Consider the following 300-nt stretch of genomic DNA (forward strand, 5'->3'; position numbering starts at 1 on the left):
GCTGTTCGGCGTCGTCGGTGATGACCACGGCGCCGCCACTGATGCCGCTGCGCGTTACGCTGCTGGCCTTGTCGCTGGCGCTGATGGCGATCGGCATGTTGGCGCCGATATTGTTTTCGTTCTTCGCCAGGTCGGTGCCAGGGTTGACCGTGCCGCCGTTCTGCACGTTGCCTTTCTGGTCCTTGCCGATTTCGTTGTAGCCACCGCCCAGGCTGACGGTGTTGGCGTCGTAATCGGCCTTGTTCTTGATGTCGCGGCTGGTGAGGCTGGAGGTGACAAGGCTGTTCTTGCCGTCCTGCA

General features: G+C 62.3%; 1 protein-coding gene. It reads right to left on the reverse strand.

Annotation, left to right across the window (positions count from 1 at the left end; translation table 11 throughout):
- Positions 1–300, reverse strand: a 300-nt coding sequence (locus tag GE543_RS27200; protein ID WP_218571933.1) for a hypothetical protein, incomplete at both ends; no start/stop codon positions are given.

The sequence above is a fragment of the Pseudomonas sp. SZ57 genome, assembly GCF_009495975.1.
Classification (GTDB): Bacteria; Pseudomonadota; Gammaproteobacteria; order Pseudomonadales; family Pseudomonadaceae; genus Aquipseudomonas; species Aquipseudomonas syringae.